Annotated in this window: 30 protein-coding genes; 9 read left to right on the forward strand and 21 right to left on the reverse strand. The window is 60.6% G+C overall.

The annotated features are described in order from the left end of the window. Nucleotides 1–4 precede the first annotated feature (4 nt). Complete coding sequence (locus D1159_RS04810) at nucleotides 5–1,186, reverse strand: acetyl-CoA C-acetyltransferase (RefSeq protein WP_161844540.1); 1,182 nt, start codon at nucleotides 1,184–1,186, stop codon at nucleotides 5–7. A 244-nt stretch (nucleotides 1,187–1,430) separates the two neighbouring features. Continuing rightward, on the reverse strand, nucleotides 1,431–4,097 hold the full coding sequence (locus D1159_RS04815) for a calcium-translocating P-type ATPase, PMCA-type (protein ID WP_161844541.1): 2,667 nt from the start codon (nucleotides 4,095–4,097) through the stop codon (nucleotides 1,431–1,433). Nucleotides 4,098–4,344: 247 nt separating this feature from the next. Between D1159_RS04815 and D1159_RS04820 the strand changes: the two genes are divergently transcribed. Together D1159_RS04820 and D1159_RS04825 are read left to right on the forward strand one after the other, a co-directional pair. Continuing rightward, a complete protein-coding gene (locus D1159_RS04820; RefSeq protein ID WP_161844542.1) occupies nucleotides 4,345–4,833 on the forward strand; it encodes a hypothetical protein in 489 nt (162 codons plus the stop codon). 109 nt (nucleotides 4,834–4,942) lie between these two features. Next, the gene (locus tag D1159_RS04825) at nucleotides 4,943–5,425 is read left to right on the forward strand and encodes a hypothetical protein (RefSeq protein ID WP_161844543.1); all 483 of its coding nucleotides are present in this window, start codon (nucleotides 4,943–4,945) and stop codon (nucleotides 5,423–5,425) included. Between the two features lie 77 nt (nucleotides 5,426–5,502). Here the strand turns inward: D1159_RS04825 and D1159_RS04830 are convergent, their stop codons facing one another. The 12 genes from D1159_RS04830 to murE form a co-directional block, all read right to left on the reverse strand. Beyond that, nucleotides 5,503–5,751, reverse strand: coding sequence for a hypothetical protein (locus tag D1159_RS04830; protein WP_161844544.1), 249 nt, complete (start codon nucleotides 5,749–5,751; stop codon nucleotides 5,503–5,505). A gap of 34 nt (nucleotides 5,752–5,785) precedes the next feature. Then, nucleotides 5,786–6,037, reverse strand: coding sequence for a hypothetical protein (locus tag D1159_RS04835; RefSeq protein ID WP_161844545.1), 252 nt, complete (start codon nucleotides 6,035–6,037; stop codon nucleotides 5,786–5,788). A 32-nt stretch (nucleotides 6,038–6,069) separates the two neighbouring features. Next, nucleotides 6,070–6,318 carry a hypothetical protein gene (locus D1159_RS04840; RefSeq protein ID WP_161844546.1) on the reverse strand — a complete coding sequence of 83 codons (249 nt, stop codon included), beginning with the start codon at nucleotides 6,316–6,318 and terminating at the stop codon, nucleotides 6,070–6,072. Between the two features lies 1 nt (nucleotide 6,319). Next, nucleotides 6,320–6,676 (reverse strand): DUF6883 domain-containing protein, encoded by a 357-nt coding sequence (locus tag D1159_RS04845; protein WP_347563633.1) that lies wholly within the window; start codon nucleotides 6,674–6,676, stop codon nucleotides 6,320–6,322. A gap of 359 nt (nucleotides 6,677–7,035) precedes the next feature. Further along, nucleotides 7,036–7,794 carry an exodeoxyribonuclease III gene (locus tag D1159_RS04850; protein ID WP_161844548.1) on the reverse strand — a complete coding sequence of 253 codons (759 nt, stop codon included), beginning with the start codon at nucleotides 7,792–7,794 and terminating at the stop codon, nucleotides 7,036–7,038. Beyond that, the gene (locus D1159_RS19125; RefSeq protein ID WP_202620934.1) at nucleotides 7,791–7,988 is read right to left on the reverse strand and encodes a DUF6440 family protein; all 198 of its coding nucleotides are present in this window, start codon (nucleotides 7,986–7,988) and stop codon (nucleotides 7,791–7,793) included. The genes D1159_RS04850 and D1159_RS19125 overlap by 4 nt, the downstream gene beginning before the upstream one ends. A gap of 1 nt (nucleotide 7,989) precedes the next feature. Beyond that, entirely contained in the window at nucleotides 7,990–8,241 is a 252-nt protein-coding gene (locus D1159_RS04855) for a hypothetical protein (RefSeq protein WP_161844549.1), read from the reverse strand. Between the two features lie 22 nt (nucleotides 8,242–8,263). Next, the gene (gene lexA / locus D1159_RS04860) at nucleotides 8,264–8,881 is read right to left on the reverse strand and encodes a transcriptional repressor LexA (protein WP_161844550.1); all 618 of its coding nucleotides are present in this window, start codon (nucleotides 8,879–8,881) and stop codon (nucleotides 8,264–8,266) included. Nucleotides 8,882–8,979: 98 nt separating this feature from the next. Beyond that, entirely contained in the window at nucleotides 8,980–9,156 is a 177-nt protein-coding gene (locus D1159_RS04865) for a hypothetical protein (protein ID WP_161844551.1), read from the reverse strand. 178 nt (nucleotides 9,157–9,334) lie between these two features. Continuing rightward, nucleotides 9,335–9,790, reverse strand: coding sequence for a CBS domain-containing protein (locus D1159_RS04870; protein WP_161844552.1), 456 nt, complete (start codon nucleotides 9,788–9,790; stop codon nucleotides 9,335–9,337). Between the two features lie 77 nt (nucleotides 9,791–9,867). Next, nucleotides 9,868–10,716, reverse strand: coding sequence for a 4Fe-4S double cluster binding domain-containing protein (locus D1159_RS04875; protein WP_161844553.1), 849 nt, complete (start codon nucleotides 10,714–10,716; stop codon nucleotides 9,868–9,870). Beyond that, nucleotides 10,703–12,220, reverse strand: coding sequence for a UDP-N-acetylmuramyl-tripeptide synthetase (gene murE, locus D1159_RS04880; protein ID WP_161844554.1), 1,518 nt, complete (start codon nucleotides 12,218–12,220; stop codon nucleotides 10,703–10,705). Before murE ends, D1159_RS04875 begins: the two co-directional genes overlap by 14 nt. Nucleotides 12,221–12,498: 278 nt before the next feature. Between murE and D1159_RS04885 the strand changes: the two genes are divergently transcribed. Then, on the forward strand, nucleotides 12,499–13,437 hold the full coding sequence (locus D1159_RS04885; protein WP_161844555.1) for an AEC family transporter: 939 nt from the start codon (nucleotides 12,499–12,501) through the stop codon (nucleotides 13,435–13,437). Between the two features lie 47 nt (nucleotides 13,438–13,484). On the opposite strand, the gene D1159_RS04890 is transcribed toward D1159_RS04885, so the two are convergent. Then, on the reverse strand, nucleotides 13,485–13,733 hold the full coding sequence (locus tag D1159_RS04890) for a hypothetical protein (RefSeq protein WP_161844556.1): 249 nt from the start codon (nucleotides 13,731–13,733) through the stop codon (nucleotides 13,485–13,487). Further along, a complete protein-coding gene (locus tag D1159_RS04895) occupies nucleotides 13,726–13,986 on the reverse strand; it encodes a hypothetical protein (protein WP_161844557.1) in 261 nt (86 codons plus the stop codon). The genes D1159_RS04890 and D1159_RS04895 overlap by 8 nt, the downstream gene beginning before the upstream one ends. A 214-nt stretch (nucleotides 13,987–14,200) precedes the next feature. Here D1159_RS04895 and D1159_RS04900 point away from each other — a divergent pair, with 214 nt between their 5' ends. The 4 genes from D1159_RS04900 (at nucleotide 14,201) to D1159_RS04915 (ending at nucleotide 16,865) form a co-directional block, all read left to right on the forward strand. Beyond that, a complete protein-coding gene (locus tag D1159_RS04900) occupies nucleotides 14,201–14,635 on the forward strand; it encodes a DUF5655 domain-containing protein (protein WP_161844558.1) in 435 nt (144 codons plus the stop codon). 14 nt (nucleotides 14,636–14,649) lie between these two features. Then, nucleotides 14,650–15,717 (forward strand): S-layer homology domain-containing protein, encoded by a 1,068-nt coding sequence (locus tag D1159_RS04905; protein WP_161844559.1) that lies wholly within the window; start codon nucleotides 14,650–14,652, stop codon nucleotides 15,715–15,717. Between the two features lie 197 nt (nucleotides 15,718–15,914). After that, nucleotides 15,915–16,463 carry a DUF3592 domain-containing protein gene (locus D1159_RS04910; protein ID WP_161844560.1) on the forward strand — a complete coding sequence of 183 codons (549 nt, stop codon included), beginning with the start codon at nucleotides 15,915–15,917 and terminating at the stop codon, nucleotides 16,461–16,463. Between the two features lie 42 nt (nucleotides 16,464–16,505). After that, nucleotides 16,506–16,865 carry a nuclear transport factor 2 family protein gene (locus tag D1159_RS04915; protein ID WP_202620933.1) on the forward strand — a complete coding sequence of 120 codons (360 nt, stop codon included), beginning with the start codon at nucleotides 16,506–16,508 and terminating at the stop codon, nucleotides 16,863–16,865. 170 nt (nucleotides 16,866–17,035) lie between these two features. Here D1159_RS04915 and D1159_RS04920 read toward each other — a convergent pair whose 3' ends face one another. After that, nucleotides 17,036–17,245, reverse strand: a complete 210-nt coding sequence (locus tag D1159_RS04920; RefSeq protein ID WP_161844562.1) for a hypothetical protein — start codon at nucleotides 17,243–17,245, stop codon at nucleotides 17,036–17,038. A gap of 532 nt (nucleotides 17,246–17,777) precedes the next feature. Then, nucleotides 17,778–18,314 (reverse strand): hypothetical protein, encoded by a 537-nt coding sequence (locus tag D1159_RS04925; RefSeq protein ID WP_161844563.1) that lies wholly within the window; start codon nucleotides 18,312–18,314, stop codon nucleotides 17,778–17,780. A 303-nt stretch (nucleotides 18,315–18,617) separates the two neighbouring features. Between D1159_RS04925 and trkA the strand changes: the two genes are divergently transcribed. Together trkA and D1159_RS04935 are read left to right on the forward strand one after the other, a co-directional pair. After that, nucleotides 18,618–19,976 (forward strand): Trk system potassium transporter TrkA, encoded by a 1,359-nt coding sequence (gene trkA / locus D1159_RS04930; RefSeq protein ID WP_161844564.1) that lies wholly within the window; start codon nucleotides 18,618–18,620, stop codon nucleotides 19,974–19,976. 18 nt (nucleotides 19,977–19,994) lie between these two features. Further along, complete coding sequence (locus D1159_RS04935) at nucleotides 19,995–21,437, forward strand: TrkH family potassium uptake protein (protein ID WP_161844565.1); 1,443 nt, start codon at nucleotides 19,995–19,997, stop codon at nucleotides 21,435–21,437. 77 nt (nucleotides 21,438–21,514) lie between these two features. On the opposite strand, the gene D1159_RS04940 is transcribed toward D1159_RS04935, so the two are convergent. The 3 genes from D1159_RS04940 to D1159_RS04950 form a co-directional block, all read right to left on the reverse strand. Beyond that, complete coding sequence (locus D1159_RS04940; RefSeq protein WP_347563634.1) at nucleotides 21,515–23,275, reverse strand: ABC transporter ATP-binding protein; 1,761 nt, start codon at nucleotides 23,273–23,275, stop codon at nucleotides 21,515–21,517. Nucleotides 23,276–23,401: 126 nt separating this feature from the next. Next, a complete protein-coding gene (locus tag D1159_RS04945) occupies nucleotides 23,402–23,728 on the reverse strand; it encodes a DUF5713 family protein (RefSeq protein ID WP_161844566.1) in 327 nt (108 codons plus the stop codon). 48 nt (nucleotides 23,729–23,776) lie between these two features. Beyond that, nucleotides 23,777–24,991 carry an amidohydrolase family protein gene (locus D1159_RS04950; RefSeq protein WP_161844567.1) on the reverse strand — a complete coding sequence of 405 codons (1,215 nt, stop codon included), beginning with the start codon at nucleotides 24,989–24,991 and terminating at the stop codon, nucleotides 23,777–23,779. Between the last annotated feature and the right edge of the window lie 25 nt (nucleotides 24,992–25,016).

Below are 25,016 nucleotides of genomic sequence, written 5' to 3' on the forward strand. Positions count from 1 at the left end.
GCGCTCAGCACTTCTCAAAGATGGTGGCGGTGCCCATGCCGCCGCCGATGCACAGGGTAGCCAGGCCCTTCTTGGCGTCGGGGCGCTTGGCCATCTCGTGGAGGAGGGTGACGATGATCCGGGCGCCGGAGGCTCCCACAGGGTGGCCCAGGGCAATGGCGCCGCCGTTGACGTTGACCTTGCCCATGTCAAAGCCCAGGTCATGGGCCACGGCCAGGGACTGAGCGGCAAAGGCCTCGTTGGCCTCCACCAAATCAATGTCCTCGATCTTCAGGCCGGCTTTCTCCATGGCCTGACGGGAGGCGGGCACAGGGCCCACGCCCATGATCTTGGGATCCACGCCGCCCTGGCCCCAGGAGACCAGCTTGGCCATGGGCTTCAGGCCGTATTTCTCCACCGCCTCGCCGGAGGCCAGCACAATGGCGGCGGCGCCGTCGTTGATGCCGGAGGCGTTGCCGGCAGTGACCAGGCCGCCGTCGGGCTTAAAGGCGGGGCGCAGCTTGGCCAGGGCCTCGGGAGAGGTGGCGCGCAGGTGCTCATCCTTCTTAAAGTCCACGATCTCTTTCTTCACTTTCACGGGGACGGGGACGATCTCGTCGTCAAAGCGGCCGGCCTGCTGGGCGGCTGCTGCCTTCTGCTGGGAGGCCAGGGCGAAAGCGTCCAGCTGCTCCCGGGTGAGGCCCCACTGCTCGCACACGTTTTCGGCGGTGATGCCCATGTGGTAGTCGTTGTACACGTCCCACAGGCCGTCCTTGACCATGGTGTCCACCATGACGGTGTTGTTCATCCGGGCGCCGTAGCGGCCGGTGGGGAGGGCGTAGGGAGCGGCGGACATATTCTCGGTGCCGCCGGCCACGATGATGTCGGCGTCGCCGGCCAGGATGGAGCGGGCGCCCTCAATCACGGACTTCATGCCGGAGCCGCACACCATGCCGACGGTGTAGGCGGGAACCTCCACAGGAATGCCGGCGCCCAGAGACACCTGGCGGGCCACGTTCTGGCCCTGGGCGGCGGTCAGAATGCAGCCGAACATAACCTCATCCACCTGCTCAGGCTTCACGCCGGCCCGCTTGAGGGCTTCAGCCACAGCGATGGAGCCCAGCTTGGCAGCGGGAACGTCCTTCAGGGACCCGCCAAAGGTGCCAATGGCAGTACGGCAGCAGTTGACAACATAGATGTCCTTCATAAGTGATGACCCTCCAAAAAATGAATTGTTCGTTAAAAATTTGACACTGTAGGTTCCGCAAGCAACTCGCCTTTCGCGATGACCTTATTATAAACGATGGAAAGAGAAAATGCAACGGCTTTTGTGAATAATTTAACAATATCGTTTGATCGCAAAAAATCAGGCAGCCGCACGCTATCAGTTCAGAACTGCCTGATTTTTTGCTTGAAAGTAAAAATTTCCAAAATGCTGCCGTTTAATTTTGTCAGGGGCGGGCCCCGCTTCCCCGCCGTGCCGCGTCAATCGGGCCATCTGTGTGCGGGGCGCGCCGTCGGCTTTTCCGGCGGCGCACCAGCTTGGTCAGCTCGCAGACAGCCACCGGCGCCGCCGCCAGCGCCAGCACGGCAAACCACTCCGTCAGACCCAGGGGGACGGTCTTGAACACCCGCTGGAGGGGCGGGATGCACAGCACGGCCATCTGCATAGCGGCCCCGGCGAGAAACGCTTTGTTCATGGCGGGATTGGACAGCACGCCGATCCGGAACAGGGACTGGTCCTCGCTGCGCACGTCGAAGGCGTGGAAGAGCTGGCAGAAGGTGAGGGTGGCGAAGGCCATGGTATTGGCGGTGGCGCTGGCGCTGGCCGGGTCGGAGAGAACATACTCCCCCAGAAAATAGGCCGCCAGGGTGAGCAGGCCCACCATCATCCCCTGCCAGATCAGCCGCAGGGAGAAGCTGCGATCAAAGAACGAGGCCTGCACATCCCGGGGGCCCCGCTCCATTATCCCCGCCTCCACCGGCTCCACCCCCAGGGCCAGGGCGGGGAGGGAGTCTGTCACCAGATTCAGCCACAGCAGCTGCACCGGCACCAGGGGCATCTGGTGAAAGCGAAAGAGGGTGGCGGAGAAAATGGTCAGAATTTCCCCGATGTTGCAGGAGAGCAGATAGTGAATGGCCTTTTTGATGTTGGCATAGATCCCCCGCCCCTCCTCCACGGCGGAGACAATGGTGGCGAAGTTGTCGTCGGTGAGGATCATATCCGCCGCCCCCTTGGCCACGTCGGTGCCGGTGATCCCCATGGCGCAGCCGATGTCCGCGGCCTTGAGGGCGGGGGCGTCGTTGACCCCGTCCCCGGTCATGGCTACCACCTTCCCCCGCCTCTGCCACGCCTTGACAATGCGCATCTTGTGCTCCGGGGACACCCGGGCGTATACGGAGAAGTGCTCCACGTCGCTGTCCAGCAGCTCCTGGGGCATGAAGTCCAGATCCTCTCCGGTGATGGCCAGGTCCCCGGGGCGGAAGATGTCCAGCTCCCTGGCAATGGCCACGGCGGTGAGCTTGTGGTCCCCGGTGATCATCACCGGGCGGATCCCCGCGGCGTGGCAGCGGGCGACGGCCTCTTTGGCCTCGGTCCGGGGGGGATCGATCATGCCCATCAGGCCGGCGAAGCGGAGATTCTGCTCAATCACCCCGCTGGTGAGCTCCTTGGGGAGAAACTCCAGATCCCGCCAGGCCACCCCCAGCACCCGCAGCGCCCGCTGGGCCATGGCCTCGTTCTGGGCCAGGGCGGCCCGGCGCTCCGCGGCATCCATACGGCACCGGCTGAGCAGTACATCGGGGGCGCCCTTGACCATCACCCGGAATCCCCCCTCCGGCCGGGGGTGAATGGTGCTCATCAGCTTGCGCTCTGAGTCGAAGGGCAGCTCCCCCCGGCGGGGGTACTCCCCCTCCAGCTTGTTTTTGTCCACGCCCTCCCGGGCGGCCAGCTCCACCAGCGCCGCCTCCGTGGGATCCCCCTGGCACAGGGGCGCTCCCCCCGGCTCCCGGCTCAGCCGGGCGTCATTACACAAAGCGCCGATGGTCAGGGCCAGACCCCGGTCCTCCGCCCTGGGGGTCCACACCTCCACCACCGTCATCCTGTTCTGGGTGAGGGTTCCCGTCTTGTCGGAGCACACCACCCCGGCGCATCCCAGGGTCTCCACCGCCGGCAGACGCTTCACAATGGCGCTGCGTCTGGCCATTCGGGCCACCCCCAGGGCCAGTACAATGGTGACGATAGCGGGCAGCCCCTCGGGAATCGCCGCCACCGCCAGAGAGACCGCCGTCATAAACATGTCTAAAATGGGCTGGTGAAAGAGCATCCCAACCCCGAACATAATCCCGCACACGCAAAGGCAGAGGAAGGACAGGGTTTTGGACACCTCGTCCATTTTTTTCTGGAGGGGGGTCTCTCCCCCGTCCTCCCCCAGCAGCATCCCGGCGATGCGCCCCATCTCGGTGTCCATGCCAGTGGCGGTGACGGCGCAGGTACACCGCCCCGCGGTGATCACCGTGGAGGCCATCACCATATTCACCCGGTCCGCCAGGGGGGTGTCCTCCGGCAGCACCGCCTCCGCCTCCTTGGCCACGGGGACCGGCTCGCCGGTCATGGCGCTCTCGTCCGCCCGCGCCCCGGCGCACTCCAGAATGCGTCCGTCGGCGGGGATCAAGTCCCCCGCCTCCAGCTGGATGATGTCCCCCGGCACCAAAGACGCGGCCTCAATCCGGCTGGGCTTGCCGTCCCGGATCACCTTGGCCATGGGGGCGGACAGGCTGCGCAGGGCCTCTAAGGCCTTCTCTGCGCTGTCCTCCTGGGAGATGGAGATGCAGGCGTTGACCACCACGATCAGCAGGATAATGGCCGCGTCCAGCCAGTCCTCCCCCCCGCTGGCCGCCAGGGAGAGCACCGCCGCCGCCAGCAGTACCAGGATCATGGGGTCCCGCAGCTGCTCCATCACCCGCCGGACCATCCCCTTCTTCTCCCCCTGCCGGAGCCGGTTGGGCCCGTACTGGGCCAGCCGCTCCTCCGCCCGGCCGGTGGACAGGCCCCGGCGGCCGTCGCTGTCCAGCTTCCCTAAAACCTCCCCCGGGGTCTTGCTGTGCCATCCGCTCATGTCAGTTCCGCTCCTTTTGTGTTCCGTGATTTTCCGATTTCTGGAATACAGTATACCCCCTCCCCCCCTCCGATTTTACGGGAATCCTGACAGGAGAAAAAGGAGATGCCGGAGCAAAAACAGATTTTGTGTATAAATTTTAAAACAATAAAATATATACTTGAAAAAACAAAAAATGTTATATAATAGGAGATGAATAAAGATGCAGTGTGCTTTATCACTTTATTGCGAAAGGAGGTGAATTTCCATGAAGAACGGACGGCGTTTTGCCGGCGGCGCCCTGTTGGTGCTGACCATGCTGGCCGCGGCGGCGGTTCCCTCTTTCGCGGCTGGCGAAGACCCTGCGGCTCCCATTGCGTGGAGCGGCACAAAGCCGGACCAAGGTGGAGGCAAAGAAACCCGTGTCAACAAGCATGTCTATACCAGTAAAAGCATCTATAACGGCAAGGCTTCCAATCAGTTTGAGTTTGATCTGACGGATACCTATCGGGTGGCAAAGGTCTATGTGACCAATGAAGGTAGTTCACGTATGAACTTCAGCTTCCACCAGGGTTACACTTCAAATCCGGCTATCTCTGGTCAGTGGTCTTTGGAGCCAGGGGAGGCGGAGGTATTCTGGCTGTGGAGCAACGGCGTGTATGATACCTACTGGTGTCAGGTATCCTCCTCCGACGGTTCCCCTGTAAGAGGAAAGATTACCGTGCGTGTGGGAACGACGCAAGCAGAGATGGAGTAAGCACACAGCGAAACCAGGGCTTTTTGGACAGATTCCCAAACCCGTGACAGACAAAAGGGCGGCGGGCTGTGTTTGATCCGCCGCCCAAACCTTAAAAGGAGGAATTTCCGTGAAACGATGCATTTACCTCGCCGGCGGCGCCCTGCTGGCGCTGACCATGCTGACAGCGGCGGCGGTCCCGTCTTTCGCGGCCGGCACCCCCCCGGTAGACCCGCCTGAAGTCACTGACCCCGATTACGGGATTATGCCGCTGTCTGACCTGTACAGCTCGACTTGCAAGGATACAAGCGGCCAATGGAATTCCAGCGAGTTCGCGGCAATACCCGCATACGGGAGCTACATCCGTTACTGGCACCAGAACGACACCAATGAAAAGGTCAAGGTGTATCTGTATCGGACCGACGTAAGCAATACAAAGTACGTTTCGATGATGTATGTCGAGCCGCACAGTCAGAATTCCTCGGTCTATTTCTCCCTTACCTCAAATTCCGGCACCTACAAAATTGTGGTGGAGGCATTTGCTTCCGGCGGCGACGTGAACGGCTCTGTAGCGGCGGCACAGTATAAGACCCATCCTAATATCCAAGGCTAAATACACAGCGAAACCGAGCTTCTAAGGCACATTCTGGGCAAAAAGGCGGCGGACCGGAAATGGTCCGCCGCCTTGTCTCAGTCCCCAAACTGGGCTTTGATCTGTTCGTTGCGTTTGACGTCCATAATGGGGACTTCTGTCATATCTTCTTCCTTAATGTCAATCTCGGCAATATCGGTCTTATCTCCATATTGCGGGAAGTTGACAAGCCAATAGCCGTCTACACAATCAGGGTGGCAGATCCACCCCTGCATCCCCTTGTGGACGCCCTCTTTGGCGTATTTGGGCTTCTCAACAATGACCTCTACGCAGTCCAGCTCTTTCATAATGTGTCCCTCCGCCCAAAATGGGACAGACATCTTAATCCTCAAACTGGGCTTTGATCTGTTCGTTGATCCTGGTGTCCATTCCGTCCCTCAGCAGCATCAGATCGCATTCCGCGATGGAGAGAGTGGCAATATCGCTTTTTTCCCCATACTGCGGGAAGTTGACAAGCCATGTCCCGCCCAGGCTGCGGGGATCGCAGATCCACCCCTGCATCCCCTTGTGGACGCCCTCTTTGGCGTATTTGGGCTTCTCAACGATGACCTCTACGCAATCCAACTCTTTCATAATGTTCCTCCGCCCAAAATGATGCAGACGCCTTAGTCCCCAAACTGGGCTTTGATCTGTTCGTTGCGTTTGACATCCATTTGCGGAACCAGCCTCAAATCTTCTTCTTTCACTACGATTTCTGCAATATCGTCCTTCTCACCATACTGCGGGAAGTTGACAAGCCATGTCCCGCCCAGGCTGCGGGGATCGCAGATCCACCCCTGCATTCCCTTATGGACGCCCTCTCTGGCGTATGTTTTCTTCTCGACGATGACCTCTACACAATCTAACTCTTTCACCTTACCGCCCTCCATATGGTGTATTTAATTTGAGCTTCCCACCGGGACATACCGTCCATCCTGTAATGAATGAAATATCCCCAGCTCTATCTTGCCTTGGTATTTCAATTCGAATATTGATTCGTTGCCCATATTTATTGAGAACTCCGAGTTCATACTCTCCTAAACTATATTTTTTTGCTGCCTGTTTCTCAAATTCTTTCTGCAACCAACTGGCATCCTCGACTGTATAGCCCCATTGCTTAAATAGTTTGTCTTTTCCGTGAGGATGCCGATTCTGTGTGTTAAACAAATAGGGATCAAATTTGCTGTAATCGCTGTATGTAGAGGCGTTCTTCTGTACTACAGCGTAGTCCACGGGCTCCAAAATACAGTGACAATTTGGATGGTGCGGCCATGGAGGGGCCTTACTCCTCAGAAAGAAACACCCGTCCAGCATGAGACATTCATCGCAGTGTGTGTACCCTTCTGATTGGTGTACCCATCTGACCCATTCTGGTGAATCTGACTTTTGGACAAAGAGCACCGTCTGCCATTGCTTGAAATACATCTGTCTTCTCCTTTATAAATAGTAAGAACGGGATGTTCTTCTACCTGTAGGAAAAAACAGGCCAAAAGTTGTATCCATGTGTACAACAAAAAAGAAAATTTTTTAAAAAAGTCGAAAAAGGGGCAAGTCTTATAACGGCTTACCCCTTAATCTGCGCTGAAACGCGGTTATAGTTCCTTTAAATCCAGCTCTACGGGGCAGTGGTCGCTGCCCATGACGTGGGAGAGGATCTTGCTGTCGGCCACCCGGCCCTCCAGCCGCTGGGAGATGATGAAGTAGTCCAGTCTCCACCCCACGTTGTTCTCCCGGGCGCGGTGCATATAGGACCACCAGGAGTAGGCCCCCTCCGCCTCCGGGTAGAGCAGGCGGAAGGTATCGGTAAACCCGGCGTCCAGCAGCCGGGTCATCTTCTCCCGCTCCTGGTCGGAGAAGCCGGCGCTGCCCCGGTTGGCCTTGGGGTGTTTTAAGTCGATCTCCTGGTGGGCCACGTTGAGATCCCCGCACAGCACCACCGGCTTTTTCCCGTCCAGGCCCTTGAGATAGCTGCGCATCTCGTCCTCCCACTCCATGCGGTAGGGCAGCCGGGCCAGCCCCCGCTGGGCGTTGGGGGTATAGCAGCACACCAGGAAAAAGCCGTCAAATTCAGCGGTAATCACCCGGCCCTCGCCGTTGTACTCCGCCAGGCCGATGCCATAGGTCACCGCCAGCGGGGGGATTCTGGTAAAAATGGCGGTGCCGGAGTAGCCCTTCTTCTTGGCGGAGTTCCAGAACAGCTGATAGCCCGGCAGATCCAGCTCTGCCTGGTCCGGCTGCATCTTGGTCTCCTGCAGGCAGACCACATCGGCGTCTGTCTCGTGGAAAAAATCCAAAAACCCCTTGCCCAGGCAGGCGCGCAGGCCGTTTACATTCCAGGAAATCAGCTTCAATCTCCGTCCTCCTTGATGGGGGAGCCCAGCAGGGGCCGGCCCTCCCCGTCCAGCAGGGGGGTGACGCCGCCGCCCGAGGTCATCACCAGGTACTGCACATTGGTCTGCCGGTCCTGCACAATCTGGCAGGGCATGGCGGTAAACAGGCTCTGCTCATACACCACCACAAACCGGCCGGACTTTTTCTTCGCCATGCTACTCCTCCCCGGCGGCTTCCTGGCAGGCCTCGCCTACATAGTCAAAAAACTCCAGCACCAGAATGGGGAAAGCAGCCGCCAAAGTCAGCGCCGCCAGAACGCCGGCCAGCCCCCTATGCTTTTTGGACACACCAAGTCCCAGCAGCACCCCCGCGGACGCCGCCGACAGCTTCAGACAGGCGGCGTCCACCATGTCCATCCGGGCCACCAGCTTCTCGCAGCCCCGCCACAATACACGCAGTTTACACATTTTATAAACCTCCATTCCCGGCTCAGTACCGGCGGATCACCGCCACCACCTTGCCGATGATCTGGGCAAAGGTGCCGTCAATGGGCTCGTACTCCGGGTTTTCCGGCATGAGCCAGGTCTTCCCGTCCCTGCGGCGGAGGGTTTTTACCGTGGCCTCGTCCTCAAACAGGGCCACCACGATCTCCCCATTATAGCACTCCAGCTGCCGGTGGACCACCACCAGATCCCCCGGCAGAATCCCCGCGTTGAGCATGGACTCCCCCCGGACGTTCAGGGCAAAGTACTCCCCCGGCCTGCCGTTGGTGTCAAAGGGGAGGTATTCCTCAATATACTCCTCTGCCAGAATGGGCGCTCCGGCGGCCACGTTGCCCACCAGAGGGATCCGGTCCGCCCCGCCGTAAAGCTCCTCCAGCACCGGGCGGGCGGGGCCTCCCACAATGGTGATGGCGCGGGTTTTGCCCTCCTCCTTGGCGATCATCCCCGCCGCCTCCAGCCCCTTGAGGTGGAAGTGGACTGTGGAGGGGGATTTCAGCCCCACATGGGCCCCGATCTCCCGCACGGAGGGCGGATAGCCGTGCCTGGCCTGAAACGAGACAATATAGTCGTAAATCAGCTGCTGCTTGGGGGAAATCGCCTTCATGCCGGTCCCTCCTCTTGTGTCCGGGCACAATTTGATACCCCTATTATAACACACGTTTTCTCCTGGCGCAAACAGTTGTTCCTTTTTTCTATGCCCTGCTAAATTCCGTGCAGTTCAATATATTTTTTGACATACCGGCCCAAAAGGTCCAGATAGGGCTGGTTGTCCCCCTCAATGGCCTCCAAAAAGGGGTGGGCCCGCCGCCGGATCCGCTCCGCGTCCTTCAAAACAGCCGCCTCCAGCTCCTGGCCGCCGGGCATATTGCCAGTTTTCAAACAGACGCTAGCTACAATATGAGCGCATATGCAAGCATTTTCAATGGTTTCACACTATTAAAATTTTGTGCATCGCAGTATGTGTTAATTGGGTTATAAATTACGAACAAATCATTCCTTCTCTACAGCCTTTATTAGCGCCTCGATATCCGTGTGTAGGCAAATATTCGCCGTGGTACTATAGTCCGCGTGCCCCCAAATTTAGCGACGCTTTCCTGATCTCCCGTGAGATATCCGCCAAAGCGGCGCCGGCCTCCATATCGCAGGCCCGGCTGCGGGCCAGGTCCCCCAGGGAGAGGATGCCCACTACCTTCTGATTCTCCACCACGGGAAGCCGCCGCACCTGGGCAGAGGCCATGATATGGGCCGCTTGGGTGACGTCGGCGTTTGGGGTGACGAAGGCGCAGGACCGGGTCATTACGTCTCCCACCGGCAGGCGTTCCGGGTTTTCCCCCGGGGCCAGGCAGCGCAGTACCAGATCCCGATCGGTGACGATGCCCCGGAGACGGCCGTCGTTCTGGCATACCGGCAGGGCCCCCAGATCGTACCGGGAGAGGAGGCGGGCGGCCAGGGCGGCGCTCTCCCCGGGGGTGATGGTGACCACCTGTGGATTCATCAGCTCACGAACCAGCATAAAAACCTCCCCGCACACCTGAGCAGGCGCGCTTTTCCGTCTTTGATACCAGAAATTATTCCCAAAAAGGCGGAGGGCTATTCGGTTTTTTGCCCGGCCTGGAGGGCAAAATTCCGCCGCAGTACCGCCGGGCCCCGCCAGGCGAAGGCCCGCTGGCCGTACTGCTGCTGAAACTGCCGGTTGGTGAGGGATTCCAGGTCCCCGGGGGTGAGGCGGTCTATCAGCCCCTGGAAAAAGGCGGGGATGCCGGTGCGGGCGGGGCGGGCGTTATAGGGGCAGACCGTCTGACACAGGTCGCACCCCCAGATATAGGGGTGGCGGGCCACAGCGGCGGCCTGCTCCGGGGGCAGCTCCCCCTTCTTCTGGGTGAGGTGAGACAGGCAGCGCTCCGCCGCAAAGCCCTCCTCTGTCAGCGCCCCTGCGGGGCAGGCGGCGATACACCGGCCGCACCCCATACACGGTCCGCTGGGCGCCTGCCGGGGCAGGTCCAGGGGCTGATCCGTGAGGATGGTGCCCAGAAAGATCCAAGACCCGTAAGGGGGGAGAATGATCAGCCCGTTTCGGCCCATAAGCCCCAGGCCGGCCTGCCGGGCGGCCTCCCGCTCCGGCAGGGGAGAGCTGTCCGTCCCGGCGTGAAACATCCGGCCGGGGTACGCCCGGGCCAGATCGGCGCATAACAGATCCAGCCGCCAGGGGAGCTCCAGGTGGTAGTCCAGCCCCCGGGCGTAGAGGGGGAGATTGCCTGGCCGCAGGCCGGCGAAGTAGGGGAACGCCGCCACCAGCACTCCGGCGGCGCCGGGACACAGGGCCTGCGCCTTCTGCCGGGCGGCAGAGTCCATCGCCTGCTCCAGGGCGGCGTAAGGCACGTACCCCCAGCCCGCCGCGCCCAGACCGGCAAAGCGCCCGGCCAGCTCAGCGGCCGTCATAGCGCTCCAGGGCCTTTTGGGCCAGAATGCCGTCGGGGACGCAGGGCTCCGGGCCGTTTTTCCGCTTTTGAACCAGCTCACAGCCCTTTCCCGCCAGGACGACCACCGCCGGCGGGGTGCAGTCCAGCACAGCCCGGGCCACCGCCTCCTCCCGGCGGGGGATGATTTCTCCCGTTTTGCCGAAGGGGAGCAGATACCGCTGGATATCGGCGCAGATGGCCGCCACCGCCTCCGGCCCGGGATCGTCCTCCGTGAGGATGATCCGGTCGGCCAGCGCTCCGGCGGCGGCGGCCATGCCCTCCCGCCGGTCAATGCCCTTGCCCCCGGTGCAGCCAAAGAGGACGGTAATCTGCCGGCCGGGGTATTCCGCCCGGGCGGAGCGGAGCAGGGCCTCCAGACTCATGCCGTTGTGGGCGTAGTCCACAATAACGGACACCGGTTCCCGGCTGCTGGTATAGTGCTCCATCCGGCCGGGGACGGCGGCACGGGCCAGGCCGGCGGCCACGGCCGGAGCCGGAATCTGATAGACCTCCGCCGCGGCTACGGCGGCCAGGGCGTTTTCCACATTGAACAGCCCCGGCATGGCCAGGGTGAGTTCCCCCTGCCAGCGGGGGGTGCGCGCCTGGAACCGGATGAGATCCCCCTCCTTGCGGATGTCCCAGGCGTACACATCGGCGGCGGGGTCGGTGTGGGAGTAGGTCACCACCTGAGGGCAGACCTGGGCGGCGGCGCAGATCTCCCCGGCGTGGTCGCAGTCCAGGTTGACGCAGGCCGCTCTGGCCTGCCGGAAGATAAGCAGCTTGGAGGCGAAGTAGTCCTCCCAGTCCGGGTGCTCAATGGGGGAGATGTGGTCCTCCCCAATGTTCAAAAAGACGGCGCAGGCCAGATCCACCCCGATAACCCGGCCATACTTCAGCGCCTGGCTGGAAAACTCCATGGTCACGTACTCCGCCCCGGCGGCGGCGGCGTTGAGCAGGTGCCGCTGGAGATCCAGGGGCTCCGGGGTGGTGAGCTTGGCGGGCCGGCGCTCCAGGCCGTCGTCGGTGACGATGGTGGACAAAATGGCGCTCTCCCGCCGGTTCTCCTCCTCCCGCCAGGCGTCCACAATGGATTTCAGGTAATAGGCGGTGGTGGTCTTGCCCTTGGTGCCGGTGATGCCGGTGACCTGGAGCCGGCCGGAGGGGTGCCCGTAGGCCAGATCTGCCATCAGGCCCATGGCCCGGCGGATATCCGTCACCGGAATACAGGGGGCGCCGGCCTGCTCATAGGGGCGCTCGCTGACATAGGCGAAAGCCCCCTTGCGCACCGCGTCGATAAGATACTCCGGCCGGAAGGCCGCCCCCTTGCACACAAAGAGGGTACCGGGGACCACCCGCTTGGAGTCGCAGGACACCAGCTCCACCGTGCGGGTCAAATCCGCCGGCACAGGCCGCCGGCCAGCCAGCAGCCCCTGCCAGAGCAGAAGCTGGTAATAATCTCCCAAGGGAAGGCGGGGTCGTTCCATAAAAACCTCCACCGGCACCGCGCCGGGGCGGGCCGCTTTTATCAATCAGAATGGATTTTCTCCCATAAAGTTTATCACAGGTTGGGAAAAAAAGAAAGACAGGTCCGTGGGGCACGTTTGGAGCCCGCCCTGCAGATCGTTGTAAAATGGATTCCAATATGATAAAATAGCCATTGTACAGCCATTTTATCATTCCAGCTGCGCCTCCATGGTATAATAGCCGCAGCCCCAGCCCCAAAGCCAGGGATGTCTGTCCGAACTGCGGGAGTGTGATGTGTGTGAACGAGGTATTAGAAAATTTACTGGTTGTGGTGGGCCAGGTGGGCGTGCTCTTCCTGCTGATGAGCGTAGGCTTTGTCATGGCCAAGCTGGGCAGGCTCACCCCCCAGACGCTGCCCCAGCTGTCCTTTCTGCTGATGTATATCGTTACGCCCTGCGTGATCATCCACTCGCTGCAGGTGGAATTTGACTCCGGGCTGCTTCACGACCTGCTCACCGGCACCGGGCTGGTGGCGGTGACTTACGTGGTGATCTGGCTGGGGGTGCTCCCCTTCTTTCGAAAGCAGGGCCAGGACAGCCGGGAGACCCTGCGCTTCGCGGCCATCTTCGGCAACACCGGGTTTATGGGCTTTCCCCTGATCACCGCCATTTTCGGGGCGGAGCGGCTTATTTTCGCCATGCCGGTCTTTGTGGTCTTTCAGGTGTTCACCTGGTCCCTGGGCGTATACATGATGGGCGGCAAAAAAGAGCTCTCGCTTAAAAACATTCTGGTCAGCCCCGCGGTGGTGGGCATCGCGGTGGGCCTGCCCCTCTTTCTCACCGGGGCCGCCCTGCCGGCGCCTCTGGGGGACACCGTGTCCTTTCTGGCGGATCTGAACACCCCCCTGGCCATGCTGCTCATCGGCGCCCAGATGGCGGCGGCGGACCTGCCCGCCACCTTCCGCAGCCGCAGTCTGTACGGCTGCGCCGCCTATAAGCTGCTGGCCGCGCCGGCGGCGACAGCCCTTCTGCTGCTGCCCTTTGGGCTCAGCCCCATGCTCTTCGCCTGCTGTGTGATTCTGGCGGGGACCCCCACCGCCGGCGTCACCGCCATGTTCGCAGAGCGCTTCAATCGTGGCAAGGAGACCGCCGCCCAGGCCATCACCCTGGCCACCCTGCTGTCCATCCTCACCCTGCCCTTGACAGCGGTGGCGGCCCAGCGGATCGCGGGGCTGTAGCTGCGCCGCCGGAGCTGCACTGCGGAAGAGAAAAACCTGCGGCGCCTTCATTTCCAAGGCGCCGCAGGTTTTTCAGCGGGGCAACGCACGTTTCTTTCCTTGAACCGGGTCTGCGGTACCACTGCTTCGGGGACCTGTCTGTTAGGGTTGAACCGCTTCTGTATCTGCAACGCATCTTCAAGATAACGCTGCACATACTTGGCGTTCATGGAATAGAACCCGCCGCTTCTGCCTTGTGCCGCGGCATAGGCCTCTAAACACTCAATGGCGTCCGGGCGTGCAGCCAATTCAATCAATTCCGGAAAAATACGCCGAAACCGACCGCATACCGGCCTCAAGGGTATCGTAGGCATAACAATCCGGCAGCATGGGGCAGGTCAGAACCGTCTCTACCAGGGCTGGGGTTGTCATCTTCTGAAGGAGCGCGTCGTCGACGTGGCAGGCGGCAAGCCGTTCCGCCCTGGATTGGTACGTTTTCCACTCCGGGGAGGCGGGTGTAATCGGGTACTCGTAGGGCGTATCGATCTCATAGCTCTGCTCCTGGACCATCTCTTCCTCTGTTGCCTGATCAGCAGCCCAAGCAGTTGTTGACACACAGGATACCATTGGTTGACAAGGGCCGACACGGTTTTTCGGGGCGCAAGCGGCCGCTGGCGGCGTCCCCAGAATCAGAAAAAAGAATCCACTTTTCCGCCCCAGCATAGCAATTTTCCCAAACAGGAGAGGGCGCCGCCCTCTTGCCCAGATTAAGGAGGCTGATCCCATGGATCCAGAGGTTTTGGCGTTTCTCGGCGCACACCCGGGGCGGATTGCCCTGTTTGAACGGGTGGAGGCCGTAATTGGGGCCCTGGGCCCCTCGGAATACCGGGTGTCCAAGAGCCAGATCGCCTGGAAAAACCCCTTAAATTTCGCTTTCTTGTCCCGCAATCCCCGCGTTCTCTCCCGCCAGCCGGAGGAGGCTTTGGTCCTCACCCTGGGGCTGGGCCGGCGGGGGACGGAGCCCTGTGTCAAATACGCCGGCGAGCCCTACCCCGGCCGGTGGACCAACCGCATCATCCTCACCCGGCCGGAGGATGTGGACGAAACGGTGCAGGCGCTCCTGGGGGAGGCTTATTGCTTTTCCCGGGAAAAAGGCCGGCGGAAAAAAAGGGAACTTTTAAGCCCCGCCGCCGTCCAAAGGATCCACAGCCATTATTGAAAAAGGAGCAGACTATGAGACGAACGCTATCTGCGGCCCTTGCCGCCCTGGGCCTGACTGGGGCCCTTCACGCCCCCGCCCTGGCAGCGGGCATGGACGCCTTTCAGCCCCAGACCACCTACCCCAACTTCTCCGATGTGCCCTCCGGCGCCTGGTACGCCGCCGATGTCCGGCGCACGGCGGAGCTGGGCCTGATGCAGGGGAAGGGAGACGGCCGCTTTGACCCCCAGGGGCAGCTCACCCTGGCAGAGGCCGTCACCATGGCGGTACAGGTGTCCGCACGCTACCGGGGGGACACCTTTGTCCCCGGCGGATCCCCCTGGTATCAGAACGCGGTGGACTACGCGGTGGAGCACGGTATGCTGGCCCGGCGGGAGTACGCCGGCTACACCGCCCCCGCCACCCGGGCGGACATGGCGGGCCTGTTCGCCTATGCCCTGCCTCCCACAGAGCTGGCCCGGATCAACCGGGTGCGGATCATCCCCGATGTGGACGCCGAAACCCCCTATTTTAACGAGATCTACGCCCTGTACGGCGCGGGCGTGCTGGCGGGGACGGACTCCGGGGCCTTCCAGCCCGGGGCCCCCATTGACCGGGCCTCCGCCGCGGCCATTCTCAACCGGCTGGCCCTCCCGCGGCAGCGGGTGACCTGGAAAGGCACCGCGGAGCCCGCCGGTACGGCGGTAACGCACCCCCAAAAGGTGTACAGCCTCACCCTCCCGGCGGAGTGGACCTACCGCTGGACGGGGGATATTCTGACCTGCCAGTCCGGCTCGCTGTCCATCACCATCTCCGGCCCCCAGCCGGGGTCGGGCGGTGTGGACGCCTATACCGCCTCCGCCCTCCAGGCGGACCGGGGCGCCCAGGGGGTGGAGCTCATCGACCAGCCCGCCTTTGTGTGGTTCCGGGGCATCCCTGCGGGGTACTACCGCACCGCCCAGGCGGGAACCCAGACCGGGGTATACTGCCTGCCCTACCACAGCGCTTTCCTCCAGGCCCGCCTCTCCTTCCCCGCGGCGGAGCAGGAGACCGCCCTGCCCGCCCTGTGGGACGTGCTGGAGACCTTCGACCTGGCTCTGTAATCTGCAGAATGATTCAGAAAACGGCGCCTTGGCCCGTGGGGGCCAAGGCGCCGTCGAGCATATCGAAAAACAGGAGCTGTGAAGGCTTCGCAGGCAGGGGTCGTGTGAAAGGGATTCGTCTGTGCGGTATTGTTGAAAGAGGGCACGGTATGTGATAAAATTGGCGGGACAACTGGCAGTTCGGGGGCGATTGGTTGATGAACAGACAGCGAGCTTCAAAAACCGGCGCGCTGCGGCGGTGGCGGTTTTTTGCCGTGCTCTGGCCGCTGCTCTGCCTCTGCTTTGCGGTGATTGTCGTGTGTCAGCCCGGCCGCAGCCTGGACCAGCGGATCGGCGGCACGGCCCTTGCCCTCTTCCCGCTGATTTTTTTCGCCGCCGGCATGTCCCTCTGCCGCCGCCTGCTGGCGGAGCGGGGAACGGCCACGGTCCGGACCACCGCCGTGGTGATCGCCCGGGGCAGGCGGACCCATATGGGCCGCAGCGCCTACTTTCCTGAATTTGAGTTTCGGGTGGGGGAGATCGCCTGCCGGGTCACCTCTTCCAGCGGCTCCAGCTGCTGTCTCGTGAAGGAGGGAGGCCAGGTAGACCTGTACTACGACCCGGAACATCCAAAGCGGTTCTATGTCCCTGTCCTGTGGCGGTATAACCGCCGCTTCGTCCGGCTTTTATGCGGCACCGGCATTGTACTCCCCCTGCTGGGCCTCTTCGCCCCGCAGCTGCGGGCCCTTGCGGCCGCGCTGCCGTAAGCGTCGGTTTCCCATATCCATACAAAGGAGGAGCGCAGTATGTTGAGACCGAAGGAAGTCGTCTGTCAGTGGGTGGACGCCTTTAATGCCCATGATACCGCGGCAATCTGCGCGCTGTATCACGACAGCGCCGTCAACCACCAGGTGGCAAACGACCCTGTGGAGGGGATTGACGCCATCCGGGCGATGTTCGCCGCCGAATTTGCCGCGGCGGATATGACGGCGATTGTGGAGCATATTTTTGAGGACGGCCAGTGGGCGATTCTGGAGTGGCGGGACCCATTGGGGCTGCGCGGCTGCGGATTTTTTCACGTGGTCAGCGGGAAAATTCTGTTTCAGCGGGGCTACTGGGACAAGCTCTCCTTTATGAAGCAGCATCATCTCCCCATCGAGCAGTCGTAAAGCGTAACACCGGCCGCCGCAAATTTTGAAGAACGTGCTGCGAGGAGGGGACGTATCGTCAAAGGATGTTGTTCATGGAGAGCCATGATTTCTGACCGGAAAAAAGTGCCGTCTGGAGTTATCAGACGGCACTTTTTTGACCGATCAGGCCACATTGCGGGCGCGGAAGCCTACTTCCTTCCAGGCCGGCGGCCCAGCCGCCGGGACAGGCGGCGCCAGAACGTGTCCGGCTCGTACCCCTTGGAGGCCCGGAACGCGGCCTCCGCCTTCGCCGCCCGCTTCAGGCAGTCCCGTTCCTCCCGGCCCATATAGGACGCAGTCCCTTTTGCGGCCAACTCGATCTCCCGCTCGATCATCTTGGCAGGCTTCAGCGGAAACATAGAGCTCCTCCTTTCATGGACGAGGTGGTTCAAATTGCACACTTCCAGAAACATTTGTAGTTGTCTGTTCGCTATTTATTCCACCAGCTCCAGCAAAATAGATCAAATCAGCCTGAGCGTTGACACTACAAGAGAGCGTATAATCATTAACTTTGGTTAGCTTTATATTTTCATAATTTAGCGAGACTAATCGTCCTCTTTCACAGGGAGACATCGCCAAGCCGGGATTGATCTCAAAAGAATCATACCGTACACTACTAATTTTTCCAGTGTTTAAATCATAATAAACGGTATATTTTACAGAGATCGGACAGGTCCAGCTACTCACAGTATATCCAAACTTACTGCTAGTATATGCAGGAACCTTGACGTTTACCGTTACAGCACCACTATTGCTCCGGATGCTCTATACTCCAGTTCAGTCGCATATGCTGGTACCATTTGACTCGCCAACATCAACACACAGATAACAACACTGCATAGCCGCTTCATCAAAATAACCTCCTAACTCCTCGAAAAGCTGAACACTCGTCTAATTGGGGTATACATACCGATTACCAGTACCATCATCAGGTCTATAGCCAACCGCACGACCACCATTTATATCTCCGATGATGGAAATTGTATAACTACCACAGAATTCTTTGCTTTGGGATGGAGCATAGGTCATGAATATATCAAATGTGGCAGTAAATGTAACTGTCTGTCCATTACTTGCGATAGAACGAGAACGTTTTACATTGGAGATACTATATGTTGTTAGGTCTGGTTGGACAGAAAATTGTGTAATAGTTACACTGGGGCTACTTGTAGACGCTTTTGTAATTATCCCACTAGTCCTATCCACTTCATACGAACCACTCAGTTTGACATTAACTTCTCTATATGTGCCACCCTCATAAGTTAAACAAACAAATTCTTCGTAGGTGGTTTTAGAGTCCCCTGCATAGAAAGAAATGTCTTCATCCTCATTATCGTCTACAAATGCACACCCTAATGCCATCGTCATAGAGCTAACATACACCAGCGACATAACCAGTGCCATAACTTTCCTAATAGTCTTCTTCATAGAGTTTTTTCCTCCTTCTTTGAGATCTATATAGGTGGTTAATGATATAATACCATTTGAATTTCACTGATCCACTGGGATCACCCTTTCTTAATTTCTGTTTATATGTTATTATAAATTTTTTATCCTGTCAATAGCGTCTTGTTTTATTTAATTATTTTTATCAGAAAAAATAATTTGGTGGGCTGCGCGCCCCCCCGGTGGGAAACTAACCGTTGCAAATTCTGAAGAACGTGCTATGATGAAGGGACACAGAAACTGGGACATCCCGCCCCAAGGGGCCGGCGGGAGGGGAGCGGAGACATGGAAATCATCATCGTAGGCTGCGGCAAAGTGGGGACAACCCTGGCGGAGCGTCTGAGCGCGGAGGGGCACAATTTGGTGCTCATCGACCTGTCCGCCAAGAAGCTGGAGGCGGTCACCGACCGGCTGGACGTCATGGGGGTGGCGGGCAACGGGGCCAGCGTCAATGTGCTCATGGACGCTGGGATCGACAAGACCGACCTGCTCATCGCGGTGACAGCGTCAGACGAGCTCAATCTGCTGTGCTGTCTCATCGCCAAGAAGGCGTCTGGAGGGTGCCAGACCATCGCCCGGGTGCGCAACCCCCTGTACAACAAGGAGATCGGCTTTATCAAGGAGCAGCTGGGCATCTCCATGGTCATCAACCCGGAGCTTACCGCCGCCATGGAGATCGCCCGCCTGCTGCGTTTTCCCTCCGCCATCAAGATTGACACCTTTGCCAAGGGCCGGGCGGAGCTGCTCAAGCTGAAGCTGAAGCCGGAATTCCACCTGGACGGCCGCACCGTGGTGCGCCTGGTCAGCGAGCTTAGGAGCTCTGTGCTGGTGTGCGCCGTGGAGCGGGGGGACGAGGTCTTCATCCCCAACGGCGACTTTATCCTCAGGGACGGGGACAGCATCTCCATTATGGCCACCCCGGTGGAGGCGGCCTCCTTCTTCAAAAAGATCGGCATGTCCGCCCACCGGGTGTCCAACACCCTCATCGTGGGGGGCGGCACCATCGCAGTCTACCTGGCCCACCAGCTGCTGGACATGGGGATCGACGTGCATATTGTGGAGATCAAGCCGGAGCGGTGCGAATTCCTCTCCCAGACGCTGCCCAAGGCCACCATCCTCAACGGGGACGGCACGGACCAGCAGTTCCTGCTGGACGAGGGGCTGGCCCATGCGGAGTCCTTTGTCACCATCACCAATCTGGACGAGGAAAATCTCCTGCTGGCCCTCTTCGCCAAGCAGCACTCCAAGGCCAAGCTGGTGGCCAAGGTGAACCGCATCGCCTTTGACGATGTGATTGACAGCCTGGACCTGGGCAGCGTAATCTACCCCAAGTATCTCACTGCCGACTATATCATCCAGTATATCCGGGCCACTCAAAACTCCATCGGCAGCAATGTGGAGACTTTGTACAAAATCCTGGACGACCGGGCGGAGGCCCTGGAGTTCTCTGTGCGCACCGAGTCCGAGGTGACGGCCTCCACCATCAGCGAGCTCAATCTGAAGAAAAACCTGCTCATCTGCTGCATTTACCGCAAGGGACAGGTCATCTTCCCCCGGGGACACAACCGGATCCAGGTGGGGGACTCGGTTATCGTGGTCACCACCAACAAGGGGTTCCACGACATACGGGATATTTTGCGGTAACAGTGAGAGGGAGACAGTATGAATCATTCCGCAATCACCTATATTTTGGGGTGGATTTTGAATTTTGAGGCCGGCTTTCTCCTCCTGCCCTGTATGGCGGCGGTGATCTACAAAGAGAGCGCCGGCTGGTCCTTTGCCCCTGCCATCGCCCTGTGCCTGCTGGCGGGGATCCCTTTGGCGCTTCGGGGGATGAAGCGCAAGGCCTTCCACGCCAAGGAGGGGTTGGTGGCTGTAGCCCTGAGCTGGATCGTGCTCAGCGCCGTGGGGGCCGTCCCCTTTGTGCTCAGCGGCGCCATCCCCAGCCCGGTGGACGCCTTTTTTGAGACGGTCTCCGGCTTTACCACCACCGGGGCCTCCATTCTCCCCACGGTGGAGGGGCTGCCCCGGTGCATCCTCTTCTGGCGCAGCTTCACCCACTGGATTGGCGGCATGGGGGTGCTGGTCTTTATCCTGTCCTTCTTACCCCTCACCGGGGGCTATCACATGAATTTGATGAAGGCGGAAAGCCCCGGCCCGGTGGTGGGCAAGCTGGTGCCAAAGGTGCGCACCACCGCCAAGATTTTATACGGCATCTATGTGGCCCTTACCGTGGTGGAGATTTTCCTCCTTCTGCTGGGGGGCATGTCCGTCTTTGACGCCCTGACCACCGCCTTCGGCACCGCGGGCACCGGCGGCTTCGGCATCAAAAACGACAGCATCGCAGGATACTCCCCCTATCTGCAATATATCGTCACGCTCTTTATGATCCTGTTTGGGGTTAACTTCAACTTCTACTTTCTTATTCTCATCCGGCGGGCCGGGCAGCTGCTCCGCTCCGAGGAGCTGTGGACCTATCTGGGCGTCATTGCCGTGAGCATCGGGGCCATTATGATCAACCTCCGGGGGATGTACGCCACGGCGGAGGAGACCTTCCGCCACGCCGCGTTCCAGGTGGGGTCCATCATCACCACCACCGGCTTTGCCACCACCGACTTCAACCAGTGGCCCTGCTTCTCCCAGGCCATTCTGGTGCTGCTGATGTTCATCGGCGCCTGTGCCGGCAGCACCGGCGGCGGCATCAAGGTCTCCCGCATTCTGCTGCTGCTCAAGTCCATCCAGCAGGAGTTCCACTACTACCTCCACCCCCGGCAGGTGCGCTGCCTGCGTATGGAGGGGCACCCCGTAGACAGCGGCACTATGCGGGCGGTACACGTGTATCTGGTGCTCTACGTGCTGCTCTTCTCCTCCTCTGTGCTGCTGGTCAGCCTGGACGGACAGGATCTGGTCACCACCTTCACCGCCGTGGCCGCCGCCCTGAACAACATCGGCCCCGGCCTGGCGGAGGTGGGCCCCACGGGGAATTTCAGTCTCTTCTCTGACCCGGCCAAGCTGCTCCTCTCCTTCGATATGCTGGCCGGCCGGCTGGAGCTCTTCCCCATGCTCCTGCTGTTCTTCCCCAGAACGTGGAAGCGCTTCGGCTGAGCCGCCCGCTTCCTTTGGGGACAAACAAGCCCCCGCCTCTCCTGTTGCTCGGGAGTGGCGGGGGCTTGCTGATGGGGTTAGGATTGGGCCTTCTGGGCCCGGCACAGGGCGGCGTAGGCGCCGTTTTGCTCCATCAGCTGGGCGTGGGTGCCCTCCTCCTTGATGCCGCAGCCGTCGATGACGATGATGCGGGAGGCGGAACGGATGGTAGACAGCCGGTGGGCGATGATCAAGGTGGTGCGGCCCTTGGCCAGCTCGTCAAAGGCGGACTGGATCCGGGTCTCGGTGACGCTGTCCAGGGCGGAGGTGGCCTCGTCCAGGATGAGGATGGGCGGGTTTTTCAGAAAGATCCGGGCGATAGAGATGCGCTGCTTCTGTCCGCCGGAGAGCATGACCCCCCGCTCCCCCACATAGGTCTGGAAGCCGTGGGGCATCTCCATAATATCGTCGTAGATCTCTGCCCGGCGGGCGGCCTGGAAAATCTCCTCCTCGTTGGCGCCGGGCCGGCCATACCGGATGTTGTCATAGATGGTGCCGGCGAAGAGGAACACATCCTGCTGGACAATGCCGATGTTGGACCGCAGGGAGTGCTGGGTGAGCGAACGCACATCCTGGCCGTCCAGGAGGATGCGCCCGCCGGTGACATCGTAGAACCGGGGGATGAGCTGGCACAGGGTGGACTTGCCTCCGCCGGAGGGCCCCACCACCGCCACCGTCTCCCCGGGACGGATGTGGAGAGAGACGTGCTCCAGCACAGGGGGAGACTGGGGCTCGTACCGGAAGGTGATGTCCTCTGCGGCGATCTCCCCCCGGACGGGGCCGTCCGCCCCCAGATCCTGGGCATCGGGGGCGTCCTCAATGTCGGGGGACACCCGCATCAGCTCCACAAACCGCTGAAACCCCGCCATGCCCTGCATGAACAGCTCGATAAAGTTGGACAGCCTCCGGATGGGGCTGACAAAGGTGGTCACATAGAGGGTAAAGGTGGTCAGGGCGATAAAGTCCATCTTTCCCGCCATGATGAGAAAGCCGCCGTAGGCGATGACCAGCACCGGCATGATGCCCAGGGCGAACTCCAGGCCGGAGAAGTAGACGGCCATAGATTTGTAATACTCCCGCTTGGCGCTGCGGAAGTGGCTGTTGGACCGGTCGAACTTGTCCTTCTCCGCCGCCTCGTTGGCAAACGCCTTGGCGGTGCGCATTCCGGAGATGGAGGACTCCAGCTCCCCGTTGATGCCGGCCAGCTTCTGCTTGACCTGGGCGGAGGCGCTCATCATCCGGCGGCGCTGCACCATGGAGAACGCCGCCAGCACCGGCACCACCGCGAAGACCGCCAGGGCCAGCTCCCACCGGATGGTGAGCATCACCCCAAAGGCCCCCAGCAGCGTCACCACAGACAAAAACAGATCCTCCGGCCCGTGGTGGGCCAGCTCGGTGATCTCAAACAGGTCGCCGGTGACCCGGCTCATCAGATGGCCCGTGCGGTTCTTGTCATAAAAAGAAAAGGACAGCGTCTGCATATGGCTGAACAGGTCCTGGCGGATGTCGCTCTCAATGCGCACCCCCAGCAGGTGGCCCCAGTAGGTAACGACAAAGCTCAGCCCCGCTTTCCCCACGTAGGCCAGGATTAAAATGAGCATTACCGCGAAAAAGCTCTGAAACAGCCGCTCAGGCAGCAGCGCCTGCATGGCCCAGCGGGAGACCAGAGGAAAGGCCAGGTCCACCAAAGAGATCCCCAGGGCGCACGCCATGTCCAGCGCGAAGAGCTTCCAGTGGGGCCGGTAGTAGGAGACAAAAATCCCCATATACCCCTTCTTTTTAAAATCCAGAGACGACAATCGGTCCCCTCCTCTCTGAGAAAATGTTTTACCAGTATACGACAAAAGGAGGGCCTTGTCAAACCTGGCTGCCGGAGCGGGGCGGGCTGACAGCCCGCCCCGCTCTGGTGCGTCAAATGAGCCGCCCTACCAGTCCCGCAGGCCGATGGCGTCCTCTGCCTCCATGTCAAGGCCGAACCACTGGAGGATATACCCCACCGTCTCGCCGATGCTGTCCCGGGCCACAGTCTCCAGTTCGCTGCCGTTGTCCTCAAACTCCCCCTGGAGGCCGTTGATGGCCAGGGTCATCCCGTCGAATTTCTTCTGGACGGCGGAGGGATCCCGCTCCCCCGCCTCCAGAAATTCCACTACGTCCCACACTAGGGCCCTTACCTTGTCCACCAGAAAATCGGGGAAATACCCGTCCTGGTACATCGCCTGGAGCATCTGATAATCCGCGTCAAATTTTTTCATCCCCGCTCTCCCGCCTTTCCGTCCCTCTTGTGAACGCGCAGCAGGCGCTCAGGATACCAAAACTCCATTTTTGGCCACGACTTTCCCCTCTTTGAGGACGAAGAGGCGGGCGGACTGACTGATAATCGCCTCTTTGGCGGTGGGGGCGTCCAGCACCGCCAGGTCGGCGGCACAGCCCTCTCTGAGCCCGTGGTCCGTCAGAAGCGTGTTTTTCGCCGGGTTGCAGGTCACCATCTCCATCACCCACTCCAGCTGCTCCCCTGTGCCGTACTGGAGGACCTGGGCAGCGAAGAGGGCCTCCTCCAGCAGGTCGCCGTTTCCGAAGGGGCGGTAGGGGTCCCGGATGTTGTCCGAGGCCACGGATACATTCACCCCCGCCCGGCGGAACTCGTCCACCCGGGTGATCCCCCGGCGGATGGGCTGGTGATCCTGCCGGCCCATGAGGAACATATTGCAGGAGGGCAGGGTGATAATATTCACCCGCAGCTGGGCGCACTCCTCAATGGCGCGGCGGGCGGTCTCGTCGTCCACGGCGTTGAGGGCAGTGACATGTCCGCAGGCCACCCGGCCCTCCATGTGGTACTCCCGGGTCCGCTGGAGCACCCGGAGGAAACAGCTCACGTCGGGCCGGTCGTGTTCGTCAATGTGCAGATCCAGGGGCAGATTGTACGCCTGGGCCAGCGCAAACAGCCGGTCAATCTCCCCCATGGGGTCGGGGGTGAAGAGGGGGTAGCCGGCGATAAAGTCGATCTCCCCCGCCTGCGCGGCGGCGCGGAAGGCCCCGTCGGTCTCCGCCGTCCACTGGACGATGTTGTACAGGTCCAGCCGGCCCTTGTACTCCGCCTTCAGCTCCTGGATGGCCCGGAAGGAGTCCATGCCCCACTGGGGGCAGACCAGCACATGGCTCTTCACCGCGGTGGCCCCGGCGGCCAGCTCCCAGTCCAGCACCCGGCGGGAGCGGGCCTTGATGTCCTCCACCATGCCCCCGGCGGGGATTTTGTCCAGGTAGCGGGTGAAGATGCCGTAGGCCTCCTCCAGATTGGGGGTGTCCTCGTCCACGGCGGTGAAGGACTTGTCCAGATGGGTGTGGGACTCCACAAAGCCGGGGATGACCAGCTTGCCCTTAGCCTGGATCTCCGTCTTTCCCGTCTCCGGCAGCTTTTTGCCGATCCGGGCAATTTTCCCCCCGGCGGCGGCCAGATCCAGTCCCTCTCCCACGCCGAAGAGATTGGCTTCCCGGATGATCAGATCATACGATTGCATGGTGTTCTGCCTCCTAATAGTAATT

The organism is Pseudoflavonifractor sp. 524-17 (assembly GCF_009935845.1).
In the GTDB taxonomy this organism is placed as follows: Bacteria; Bacillota; Clostridia; order Oscillospirales; family Oscillospiraceae; genus Pseudoflavonifractor_A.

Bases quoted from the DNA above. Each gene is read 5' to 3' on its own strand.
- D1159_RS04920 (WP_161844562.1), bottom strand. From the start codon at position 17,245: ATGTTTCCGCTGAAGCCTGCCAAGATGATCGAGCGGGAGATCGAGTTG.
- D1159_RS04870 (WP_161844552.1), bottom strand. From the start codon at position 9,790: ATGCTGGTTCGTGAGCTGATGAATCCACAGGTGGTCACCATCACCCCC.
- D1159_RS04900 (WP_161844558.1), top strand. From the start codon at position 14,201: ATGGATCCAGAGGTTTTGGCGTTTCTCGGCGCACACCCGGGGCGGATT.
- D1159_RS04905 (WP_161844559.1), top strand. From the start codon at position 14,650: ATGAGACGAACGCTATCTGCGGCCCTTGCCGCCCTGGGCCTGACTGGG.
- D1159_RS04895 (WP_161844557.1), bottom strand. From the start codon at position 13,986: ATGGTCCAGGAGCAGAGCTATGAGATCGATACGCCCTACGAGTACCCG.
- D1159_RS04910 (WP_161844560.1), top strand. From the start codon at position 15,915: ATGAACAGACAGCGAGCTTCAAAAACCGGCGCGCTGCGGCGGTGGCGG.
- D1159_RS04830 (WP_161844544.1), bottom strand. From the start codon at position 5,751: ATGAAAGAGCTGGACTGCGTAGAGGTCATTGTTGAGAAGCCCAAATAC.
- murE (WP_161844554.1), bottom strand. From the start codon at position 12,220: ATGGAACGACCCCGCCTTCCCTTGGGAGATTATTACCAGCTTCTGCTC.
- D1159_RS04875 (WP_161844553.1), bottom strand. From the start codon at position 10,716: ATGACGGCCGCTGAGCTGGCCGGGCGCTTTGCCGGTCTGGGCGCGGCG.
- D1159_RS04835 (WP_161844545.1), bottom strand. From the start codon at position 6,037: ATGAAAGAGTTGGATTGCGTAGAGGTCATCGTTGAGAAGCCCAAATAC.
- D1159_RS04815 (WP_161844541.1), bottom strand. From the start codon at position 4,097: ATGAGCGGATGGCACAGCAAGACCCCGGGGGAGGTTTTAGGGAAGCTG.
- D1159_RS04935 (WP_161844565.1), top strand. From the start codon at position 19,995: ATGAATCATTCCGCAATCACCTATATTTTGGGGTGGATTTTGAATTTT.
- D1159_RS04810 (WP_161844540.1), bottom strand. From the start codon at position 1,186: ATGAAGGACATCTATGTTGTCAACTGCTGCCGTACTGCCATTGGCACC.
- D1159_RS04925 (WP_161844563.1), bottom strand. From the start codon at position 18,314: ATGAAGAAGACTATTAGGAAAGTTATGGCACTGGTTATGTCGCTGGTG.
- D1159_RS04820 (WP_161844542.1), top strand. From the start codon at position 4,345: ATGAAGAACGGACGGCGTTTTGCCGGCGGCGCCCTGTTGGTGCTGACC.
- D1159_RS04945 (WP_161844566.1), bottom strand. From the start codon at position 23,728: ATGAAAAAATTTGACGCGGATTATCAGATGCTCCAGGCGATGTACCAG.
- trkA (WP_161844564.1), top strand. From the start codon at position 18,618: ATGGAAATCATCATCGTAGGCTGCGGCAAAGTGGGGACAACCCTGGCG.
- D1159_RS19125 (WP_202620934.1), bottom strand. From the start codon at position 7,988: ATGGCGAAGAAAAAGTCCGGCCGGTTTGTGGTGGTGTATGAGCAGAGC.
- D1159_RS04950 (WP_161844567.1), bottom strand. From the start codon at position 24,991: ATGCAATCGTATGATCTGATCATCCGGGAAGCCAATCTCTTCGGCGTG.
- lexA (WP_161844550.1), bottom strand. From the start codon at position 8,881: ATGAAGGCGATTTCCCCCAAGCAGCAGCTGATTTACGACTATATTGTC.
- D1159_RS04855 (WP_161844549.1), bottom strand. From the start codon at position 8,241: ATGTGTAAACTGCGTGTATTGTGGCGGGGCTGCGAGAAGCTGGTGGCC.